Raw genomic sequence first — 10,475 nt, 5'->3', positions numbered from 1 at the left:
CCGACCCCGTACGGGGGGGGTGGGGGGGGGGTTTGGCCGCCCCCCGGGGCCGTTCCGGGCGGGGGACCGGGGCGCCCCGGGCCCGGCCGGGGGGGGGGGGGGGCGGCCCCCCCCCCCCCCGACCCGTGCTGAAGACCGTGAAGAGTGGCCACCCCGCCCGGGGGTGGCCACTCTTTCGCGTGAGACAGGCCGCTCGTCGGCCCCGGTCGGGTCGGTGCCGGCGGGTGTGGTTGCTATGGTCACGGTGCTCCGAAAAGACGTGAAGAAGGCGCGGCTATGACCAACGATCCGTTCACCGCGGCCGCGAGCCTCGACGAGCTGCTCACCAGGACCCAGCAGGCGCTGTCCTCGATGCGGTCGCGGGCCGCGGAGCACACCGACGTCGACCCGGGGCAGCTGCTTCGCGCCGAGGGCAGCGCGGCCGACGGGTGCGTGCGCGCCGTGGCCGTCCAAGGTGGCCGGATCGAGTCCGTCGTCGTCGCCCCCGAGCTGGCCGAGGTGGGGCTGGAGGAGCTCTGCGGGCATGTCGTGGTGGCCGTCAACGCGGCCCTCGCCGACCTCGACGCCCAGGTCAGCGCCTCGGCGCGGGCCGACGTGGATGCCCTGGCCGCGCGGCTCGGCGGGCTGCAGGAGCAGTCGATGCGGCAGATGGAGCTGTTCAGCCGAGCCATGGAGGACGTGATGGCCCGGCTCAACCGCGGCGGCGACGTGGGCACCCGGGCGGGCCGCTCAAGCTGAGGCAGGCGCCGCCGGCGCGTTGCGGTGACGCGGGTTCGGCCACCGGCCGACAGCTCGCCACACTTTCTCAAGCGCCCACCGGGCGGGCGGACGACCGCCGAGCGGGTCGACATCGAGCACACGTCGCCGGACCGGGTGGCCTACCACCGGGGACACGAGTCCGTCGAGCACTTTCGTCTCCTGCGTAGAAAAGTAGTCACGGGGGCGACGAAAGCTATGGACATGCTGACCGGAAGTCAGTAGGGTCAAGCACTATCAATATGTTTGCCGAGACGAACTAGCGGCACGGTAGCTCTCGACAGTGGCCCTACGGGCGGCGCAACACGCCCGGAGACCACGACCGGCCAGACTGGCCACCCCCGGGTCAACGCCACCACGGCGACCGGGCGCGGCACGCGCCACGGGTCGACCGATGCCCGTCCCCGACGAACCCCACCAGCTCCGAAACACCACCGTGCCCGGCGGAGGGCGGATCCGGCCCGCTGTCGACGCCGGGGCAGCCGAACCCACCACTTCGAGCGACCGTGGCCCACGGCCACGGCCGGGGATCCCGTGCGGCCTGGGGAGGGGTCGCCGGGCGCGTGACCACCAGGACACCTTCACCCGTCGACCACACCGACGTGCGCTCCGTCCGCTGCTTTCCGGACCGTGAAAGAGGAACCCATGAACCCACATCCGCCGCGGAACCGGCTCGGCACGAGCCGGCTCCGGAGGACGGTGGCCGCCCTCGCCACGCTGGCGCTCCTGGCCACCGGCCTCACCGCCGCGCCCGCGAGCGCGCGGCCGACCGACCCGGAACGCTCCGCGAGGGCCGCGACCCCGGCACCGCTCCAGGCCCAGGTGCTGACCTGGACGGCGGGGGACAACTTCCTCGCCTACCGGTCGGCGCCCACCACCGCGGTCGCCGGGCCGGCCACCCTGGTCTTCGAGAACAGTGCCGCCACCGGCAACACCACCGGGATGCAGCACACCCTGACCTTCGAGACGTCGGACCCGCGGTACAACAGCGACGTCGACGTGAACATCCTGGCCGATCCGACGGACCGCAACGGGGGTCGCTGGACGGTCGACGTGTTGCTCTCCCCGGGCACCTACAAGTACTTCTGCGCCATCCCGGGCCACGGCGGAATGAACGGCCTGCTGGTCGTCACCGGCGGCGGTTCGGACACCACGCCGCCAACCGTGACCGCCGCCGTCACCGGCGAGAAGGACGCCAACGGGGCGTACGTGGGCAGCGCGACGGTGACCCTGACCGCGACGGACACGGGCTCCGGCGTCGACCGCGTCGAGTACTCCCTGGACGGTGGTGCGTACGGCACCTACACCGCGCCGGTGACGGTGAATCAGCCGGGCCCGCACACGGTGAGTTATCGGGCGACGGACAAGGCGGGTAACACGTCGTCGCCGCAGCAGGTGTCGTTCACGGTGGTGGAGCCGACTCCGCCGGACACCACTCCGCCGACGGTCACCGCTTCCGTCACCGGTCAGCGGGACGCCAACGGCGCGTACGTGGGCAGTGCGACGGTCACGCTCTCCGCGGTCGACACCGAGTCGGGGGTCGACCGGATCGAGTACTCCCTGGACGGTGGCGCCTACGGCCGCTATACCGCGCCGGTCACCGTCAACCAGGTCGGCCCGCACACGGTGAGTTATCGGGCGACGGACAAGGCGGGTAACACGTCGTCGCCGCAGCAGGTGTCGTTCACCGTGGTGGAGCCGACGCCGACGGACACCACTCCGCCGACGGTCACCGCTTCCGTCACCGGCCAGCGGGACGCCAACGGGGCGTACGTGGGCGGCGCGACGGTCACCCTCTCCGCCACGGACACCCAGTCGGGCGTGGACCGGGTCGAGTACTCGCTCGACGGGCAGCCCTACGCCGCGTACACCGCGCCGGTCACCGTGAATCAGCCGGGGCCGCACACGGTGAGTTACCGGGCCACGGACAAGGCCGGTAACACGTCGTCGCCACAATCGGTGTCGTTCACGGTCGTCGACCCGCCCGCCCCGGACACCACCCCGCCGACCGTCACCGCCGCCCTCACCGGGCAGCTGGACGACCACGGCGCCTACGTGGGCAGCGCCACCGTCACCCTCACCGCCGCCGACAGCGGCTCGGGCGTGGACCGGGTCGAGTACTCCCTCGACGGGCAGCCCTACACCCGCTACTCCGCCCCGGTCACCGTCGACCGGCCGGGCGAGCACACGCTCAGCTACCGCGCCACCGACAAGGCCGGCAACACCTCCGGCACCGCCTCGGTCACCTTCACGGTGGTCGCCAGCGGACCGCGGCCGGAGTGCGTCAAGGACACCCGGCCGACCGTCTGGCTCGGCACCGTGGACAGCGGGGTTCCCAACCGGGTCGTCGAGGGTGACTGCACCATCAACAACGTCATCGAGGACGAGCGCAGCTGGCCCAACCACGGCCAGTTCGTCTCCTACGTGACCTCGGTCGCCGAGCACCTGCACCACCTGGGCGTCATCAACCACCAGGAGCACGGCAAGCTGGTCAGCGCCGCCGCCCGGTCCGGCGTCGGCAAGCCGGACACGAAGAACGGCTACCAGGCCATCCTCGACAACACCCCCGCCTCCTTCAAGCGGTGGCAGCAGGTCGGCGCGGGCGGCTTCACCCGCAACGCCGACGGATCCGTCACCAGCAAGCCGGTGCCCGGGCTCGGCATGCTCTGGTACCCGGTCTCCGCGTACGGTGACTTCTCCCTGAAGCTGCAGTGGCGCGACGACGCCCCCGGCGACGGCCGGGCCAACAGCGGGGTCTTCGTCCGCTTCCCGGACGTCCGCCAGCACCCGGCGGAGCCCCGCCCCGAGTGGGTCGCCATCAAGTACGGCCACGAGCTCCAGATCCTCGACCGGCCCGACGGCGACCAGTACAAGAGCGGCTCCGTGTACGGCTTCGACCGGGTCGACCTGGCCGGCGCGGGGGTCACCCCGAAGGGCACCTGGAACGACTACGAGATCCGGGTGATCGGCCAGCACTACTCCGTGTTCCGCAACGGAAAGCTGATCAACGAGTACGCCAACCGGCCCGACGCCGTGTTCAGCCCGCCCCGCGCCGACGACCCGGGCGGCGCCGGCCGGCAGCACGCCACCGGATACATCGGCCTGCAGAACCACGGCACCGGAGACGTCATCAGCTTCCGCGACGTCCGGATCGCCCCGCTGACCCCGTGCTGTTCCGGTGGCGCGGCGGGCGGCCCGAACTCCTGCTGCTGAGCGAGCGAAAGGGAAACACCATGGCAAGGAACACGATCGACCGGCGTACCCTGCTGCGGGGCCTCGCCGGCTCCACGGTCGCGGTCAGCGCGGCCAGCCTGGCCGGCGCGCTGCCGGCCGAGGCCGACCAGGGTGGCCAGGGCAAGCTCATCCCGCAGGGGCACCTGGGTATCCAGCTCTACAGCGTCCGCGACAAGATCGCCCAGGTCGGCTTCGCCGCCGTCTTCGAGGAGCTGTCCCGCATCGGCTACCGGGAGGTGGAGTTCGCCGGCTACACCCAGGGCTCGGTGGGCGCGATCACCCCGGAGCAGATCCGCCGGCTGCTCGACGACAACGGGCTGACGGCGGCCGGCAGCCACCGCGGGTTGCGGGACTTCCGCACCAACCTGGAGTGGGAGCTGGACGTCGCCGAGACCCTCGGCATGCCGGCGCTCGGCACCGCGGAGGCGCCCACCGGCAACCGGACCATCGCCGGCTACCAGGCGGCCGCCGCCGAGTTCAACGCCTGGGGCGAGGCCGCGGCGGCCCGCGGCATCAAGCTCTACCAGCACAACCACACCATCGAGTTCAGCTTCGCGACGGACCGGCCCGACGTGCGGCTGTACGACCTCTTCCTGGAGCTGACCGATCCCCGGTACGTGTTCCTGGAGATGGACATCCTGTGGGCGTACGGCGGGGCACGCAAGTACCCGGGCTTCCGCCCGGTCGACTACGTCAACGCCCACCCGCACCGCTTCCCGCTGTTCCACGTCAAGGACGGGGTGCCGCTGCCCGACCCGCAGCAGGGCAACTCCTACCTGGACGTGGAGTTCGGTGCCGGAGTCATCCCGTTCCACGAGTTCTTCGGCGAGCTGAAGGGCCGGGGCCGCTTCGAGTTCCTGTGGGAGCAGGACTCCGCGCCCGGGGCGCAGCCGAACCCGCCGGGCTCCCTGGGCGCCGCCGAGCGTAGCTACCACCGCCTGGTGGAGCTGCGGGGTGCCCGATGAGCGCCTGGCGCCTGGTCGAGGACGATCCGACACCGACACCGACACCGACACCGGCAGCGCCACCGGTGCCCGGGGCCGCGGCGCGGCCCGAGCGCCGGCGTGCCGGTGCCCGGCGGATGCTGGTGGTCGCGGCGGTCGCGCTGCTCACCCTGGTCGGGGCCGGCGGGCTGGCCGCCGCCGGCACCGGGATGTTCGCCGAGAAGCCGGACGGCTGCGTCAAGCCCGACCGCAGCATCCAGTTGTACGCCGTGGAACTGCCCAAGGACGGCAACCAGGTCCGGCTCGGCTACGGCCTGACCCCGCAGACGGCCTCGTACCCGGGCCCGCTGATCGAGATGATGGAGGGGGAGTGCCTCGCCATCACCCTGCACAACCAGGTCTCCGCCGACACCCTCGCCGCGCTGCGGACCGACCCGGCCCACCCGCTGGGCGTCTCGCTGCACGTGCACGGGGTCAAGTACACCCAGCCCTCCGACGGCACCGTGCAGAGCAACTCGTACGTCCCGTCGGGCGGGTCGCGCACCTACACCTGGTACGCCCAGCCCCGCAACAACAAGACCGGGGCTCAGGGCACGGCCGGTTACTGGTGGTACCACGACCACGTGGTGGGCGGCCCGCACGGCACCCAGGGGCTCTCGTCCGGTCTCTTCGGCGGCTTGGTCGTCCGGCGTCCGGGCGACCCGAAGCCGGACCGGACCTACACCGTGGTCTTCGGTGACCGGCAGAGCATCAACCTGCGCCGGGGCGACGCCACCGACACCTGCACCGAGGCGAACCCGCAGCCCGGCCCGACCTGCCTGGTCGCCCGCAAGGGGGAGCGGGTCGAGTTCGTCGTGGTCGGCATCGGCAACGACATGCACACCTTCCACCTGCACGGGCACTCGTGGGCGGACACCCGCACCGGGGTGATCAGCAACAACGGTCAGCCGTTCGTCGACTCCGTACCGATCATCGACAACAAGACGCTGGGTCCCGGTGACTCCTTTGGCGTCCAGGTGGTGGCCGGCGACGCGGTCGGCCCGGGGCACTGGATGCTGCACTGCCATATGCAGTTCCATTCCGACGCCGGCATGTCCACGATGCTGCACGTCCTCGACGAGAACGGGAACATGCCGCCCGGCATGGGCCACCAGCACGGCGCCACCGGCGCCACCGGCACCGCCCCGGCGCCCGCCGCCGGGCAGCACCAGCACAACTGACGGGCCCGGTGGCTGCCGTCCCGTCCCGGGCCGGCAGCCACCGGACCGCACCGCACATCCACCCCGCCGCACCGGCCACCCGACCCGGGTGGCGCCGGCGGCCGCGTACGCCCTGCTCCGGTGAGACCTCACGCTCACCGGCGAAGGACGACCGGAAGAACCTGTCCCTCAATCCAGGAGGAGTCGAGATGGCCGACAGACGCCATTTCCGGTTCTCCCGATGGGTCGGACGCCTCCGCGCCGACTCGACGGGATCCACCACCACAACCCCCCCACCCGAGCCGGCCGCAGCGCGTCGCGCCGGCGGGCCCCGGCGCGTCGGCGCCCTGGCCGCCAGCGCCGCCCTGGGGCTCGGCGTGCTGTCCCTGCCCGCCCAGGCCGCCCTCCCCTCGGCGGCTGCCGCCGCCGAGGCCGCCGCGGTCAAGGTGCTGGTCTTCCACGGGCCGGTGGACAAGCAGGACGACCCGGTCGCCAAGGCCACCGCCAGCATCCGGCAACTGGGCGAGCAGCAGGGCTTCACCGTCGAAGACTCGGCCGACCCGGCCGTGTTCACCGTCGGCAACCTGGCCCGCTACCGCGCGGTGGTGTTCCTCTCCGCCAACGGCGTCACGCTCACCGACGCCCAGGAGGCGGCCTTCCAGGCGTACGTGAAGGGCGGCGGCGGTTTCGTCGGCGTCCACGACGCGGCGCGGGCCCAACCGGAGTCCGCCTGGTTCACCGGCCTGATCGGCACCCGCCCGGCGACCAGCCTGCCCAACGCCGAGAAGCCCGTCTCGGCCACCGCGAGCGCGGAGAACCCGCCGAACGAGACCGCGGCGAAGGCCATCGACGGGTCGACCGGCACCAAGTGGCTCACCTTCTCGCCGACCGGCTGGCTGGCGGCGAAGCTGGCGAAGCCGGTGGCGGTGAGCCGGTACGCGCTCACCTCGGCCAACGACTTCCCCGGCCGCGACCCGAAGAACTGGACCCTGCAGGGTTCCCAGGACGGCAGCACCTGGACCGACCTGGACACCCGCAGCAACGAGACCTTCCCGCAGCGGTTCCAGACCAAGCAGTACAGCTTCACCAACACCACGGCCTACCAGCACTACCGGCTGAACGTCACGGCGAACAGCGGTGAGCCGCTGGTGCAGCTCGCGGAGCTGTGGCTGATCGGGCCGGACGCCGGGCCCGCCCCGGACAGCACGGTGCAGAAGGCGACCGTCGACCTCACGGACCGGCAGCACCCGGCGAACAAGGGTCTGCCGCTGACCTGGACCCGCTCCGACCAGTGGATCAACTGGGACCCCAGCCCGATCGGCAAGGTCCACACCATCGCGCAGGTCGAGGAGCACACCTACAACGCGGGCCTGAGCGGCAACGGCGCCTTCCACCCGATCTCCTGGTGCCAGGACTACGAGGGCGGCCGTTCGTTCTACACCGGCATGGGCCGGACCGAGGCGAGCTGGACCAGCGACAAGCAGTTCCAGGGCCACCTGGCCGGGGCCATCAAGTGGTCGGCGGGCCTGGTCCGCGGCGACTGCCAGGCGACCATCGCCTCGAACTACCAGATCGAGCGGCTCACCGCCACGAACCAGTCGGGCCAGCTCGACCAGATCGGCGAGCCGCACGGCCTCACCGTCGCCCCCGACGGCAAGGTCTTCTACATCGGCAAGGCCGCCTGCCCGAGCGGGCCGATCGTGAACTGGGACGACCCCAAGGTCGGTCTGGGCTGCGGCACCATCCACCAGTGGGACCCGAAGACCAAGCAGGTCAAGCTGCTCACCACGCTCGCCGTGATGGGCAACCGGGGCAGCGGCAGCGAGTTGGTGAAGAACGAGGAGGGTCTGGTCGGCATCACCCTGGACCCGAAGTTCGCGGAGAACGGCTGGGTCTACGTCTACTGGATGCCGCACGAGTCGATCGACCGGGATCGGCGGATCGGCAAGCGGACCGTCTCCCGGTTCACCTACGACGCGGCGAAGCAGACGATCGACCAGAGCACCCGCAAGGACCTGCTGAGCTGGGACACCCAGATCCACAGCTGCTGCCACGCCGGTGGTGGGATGACGTTCGACGAGAGCGGCAACCTCTACATCGGCTCCGGTGACAGCAACTCCTCCGGTGGCTCCAGCGGCTACTCGGGCAACAACTGGACCCAGGACTACAAGGGCACCTCGTTCCAGGACGCCCGGCGTACCTCGGGCAACACCAACGACCTCAACGGCAAGATCATCCGGATCCACCCGGAGCCGGACGGCACCTACACCATCCCGGCCGGGAACCTGTTCACCGGCAAGGAGGAGGGCGGCGGCAAGACCCGCCCGGAGATCTACGTGATGGGCGTGCGCAACATCGCCCGGATCGCCTGGGACCCGGTCAACCACTGGCTGACCGCGGCCTGGGTCGGCCCGGACGCCGGCGCCCCGAGCCCGGACCTCGGCCCGGCGAAGTACGAGACCGCCACGATCATCACCTCGGCGGGCAACCAGGGCTGGCCGTACTGCATGGGTAACCGGCAGCCCTACCGGGATCGCAGCAACACCGACGCCAACGTGCTGACCGGCTGGTACGACTGCGACAACCTGAAGAACGAGTCGCCGCGCAACACGGGCCTGGTCAACATCCCGCCCGCCCGGGACAACATGATCTGGTACTCGCCGCAGGGCGGTGGCCCGGTCTACCCGAAGCGGACCGACGGCAGCGGGCTGCCCTCGTACGTGGTGGGCGAGGAGACCTTCACCCAGCCGTACCTCAAGGGCGGTGGCCAGGCCATCATGGACGGCCCGACCTACCACCGGGCGAAGGTCGACACCAACAGCGGCGTCGCCTGGCCGGCGTACTGGGACAACAAGTGGTTCATCGGTGACGAGTCCAACGCCAACAACCGGATCGCCGTGACCGTCGACCCGGCCAAGGTCGCCAGCGCCGGCCCGCCGGCGTTCGCCGAGGACCTGCGTCAGATCATCCGATCCGGCAGCGGCGGCACCCAGCTCCAGTCCTGGATGGACGCCAAGTTCGGCCCGGACGGCGCGCTGTACATGCTGGACTACGCCGGCGGCTTCTTCAGCCTGCACTCGAACCAGAAGCTGATCCGGATCACGTACAAGGGTGGCGAGGCGACGCCGCGGCCGAGCGACGCCACCTGGCGGGCGGTCACGCCGAGCCAGCCGAAGACGGTCGCCTTCTCGTCGGCCCGGGCCGGCGGCGTGGCGTGGGAGTGGAACTTCGGTGACGGCAGCGCGCCGTCGCGCGAGGCCAACCCGACCCACACCTACGCGGGCTACGGCACCTACGAGGCCACCCTCAAGGTGACGTACGCCGACGGTCAGGTGTCCACCGCGAAGATCACCGTCACCACGGGCTGCCCCGCGCCGGACAGCCGTAAGACGGTTCAGCTGCTGGACACCGACACCGGCGTGACCAACCACGCGGTCGGCGGCGGCTGCACGATCAACGACCTGATCGACGACGAGCGGAACTGGACGAACCACGGCCAGTTCGTCAGTCACGTCGCCGACGTGGTCAACGACCTGCGGGCCGGCGGCGTCGTGGACAACAAGGAGGCGCAGAAGCTGCAGACCTCCGCGGCCCAGTCGAAGATCGGCAAGGTCGCCGGGTACCGCTCGCTCTTCGACGGCACCGCGGCGTCGCTCGCCGACTGGCGGCAGGCGCCCGGCGGGTCGTTCATCCTGCAGCGCGACGGGACCATCCGCAGCTCGGGTGGCCTCGGCATGCTCTGGTACGCCAAGGACGAGTTCGCCGACTTCTCGCTGCGGTTGAAGTTCCGGGACGTCTCCGCCGGCACCACGTACGCCAACAGTGGGGTCTTCACCCGGTTCCCGGACCCGCGGATCCCGCTGGACCAGCGGCCGGCCGGCAGCTGCGGCACGGTCGGCTCGGCCCGCAGCTCGCAGGCCTGGGTGGCGATCTACTGCGGCCACGAGATCCAGATCTACGACGGGCCCACCGGCGAGGTGCAGAAGACCGGATCGATCTACAACTTCGATCCGCAGGGTCTGGACCAGGCGGGGGCGACCCCGAAGGGCCAGTGGAACGACTACGAGGTCCGGGTGGTCGGACAGCACTACACGATCATCCGGAACGGTGTGGTGATCAACGAGTTCGACAACACGCCCGGCAAGGCGTCGTCCCGTGCGGGTGACCCGCCGACCGACCTGCGGCAGTTCCTCAGCGGGTTCGTCGGGTTGCAGAACCACGGTACGAACGACCTGATCGAGTTCCGCGACGTACGGATCCGGTCGCTGTAGTCCGATCGGCGCCGGGCACGGGTTCCACCCGTGCCGGCGGGGTGTTCCAGGGGTTCTTCATTCCGCTGCAC

The 10,475-nt window shown here is 71.1% G+C and carries 5 protein-coding genes; all 5 read left to right on the top strand.

The features are described 5' to 3' along the window. Positions 1-276 precede the first annotated feature (276 nt). Positions 277-738, top strand: a complete 462-nt coding sequence (locus ABZ570_RS32445) for a YbaB/EbfC family DNA-binding protein (protein WP_358071756.1) — start codon at positions 277-279, stop codon at positions 736-738. Between the two features lie 663 nt (positions 739-1,401). Continuing rightward, positions 1,402-3,969 carry a family 16 glycoside hydrolase gene (locus ABZ570_RS32440; RefSeq protein ID WP_358071754.1) on the top strand — a complete coding sequence of 856 codons (2,568 nt, stop codon included), beginning with the start codon at positions 1,402-1,404 and terminating at the stop codon, positions 3,967-3,969. A gap of 20 nt (positions 3,970-3,989) precedes the next feature. After that, positions 3,990-4,955 (top strand): sugar phosphate isomerase/epimerase, encoded by a 966-nt coding sequence (locus tag ABZ570_RS32435; protein WP_358071752.1) that lies wholly within the window; start codon positions 3,990-3,992, stop codon positions 4,953-4,955. Further along, positions 4,952-6,154 (top strand): multicopper oxidase domain-containing protein, encoded by a 1,203-nt coding sequence (locus ABZ570_RS32430; protein WP_358071750.1) that lies wholly within the window; start codon positions 4,952-4,954, stop codon positions 6,152-6,154. Before ABZ570_RS32435 ends, ABZ570_RS32430 begins: the two co-directional genes overlap by 4 nt. Positions 6,155-6,342: 188 nt before the next feature. Further along, on the top strand, positions 6,343-10,404 hold the full coding sequence (locus ABZ570_RS32425; protein WP_358071748.1) for a ThuA domain-containing protein: 4,062 nt from the start codon (positions 6,343-6,345) through the stop codon (positions 10,402-10,404). Positions 10,405-10,475: the final 71 nt, after the last annotated feature.

It is taken from the genome of Micromonospora sp. NPDC007271 (genome assembly GCF_040634005.1).
Classification (GTDB): Bacteria; Actinomycetota; Actinomycetes; order Mycobacteriales; family Micromonosporaceae; genus Micromonospora.
The sequence above is the reverse complement of the archived record's forward strand: the minus strand, read 5'-3'. Positions and strand labels throughout refer to the sequence as shown.

Coding starts and splice junctions, on each gene's coding strand:
- ABZ570_RS32445 (WP_358071756.1), top strand. CDS start 277: ATGACCAACGATCCGTTCACCGCGGCCGCGAGCCTCGACGAGCTGCTC.
- ABZ570_RS32440 (WP_358071754.1), top strand. CDS start 1,402: ATGAACCCACATCCGCCGCGGAACCGGCTCGGCACGAGCCGGCTCCGG.
- ABZ570_RS32435 (WP_358071752.1), top strand. CDS start 3,990: ATGGCAAGGAACACGATCGACCGGCGTACCCTGCTGCGGGGCCTCGCC.
- ABZ570_RS32430 (WP_358071750.1), top strand. CDS start 4,952: ATGAGCGCCTGGCGCCTGGTCGAGGACGATCCGACACCGACACCGACA.
- ABZ570_RS32425 (WP_358071748.1), top strand. CDS start 6,343: ATGGCCGACAGACGCCATTTCCGGTTCTCCCGATGGGTCGGACGCCTC.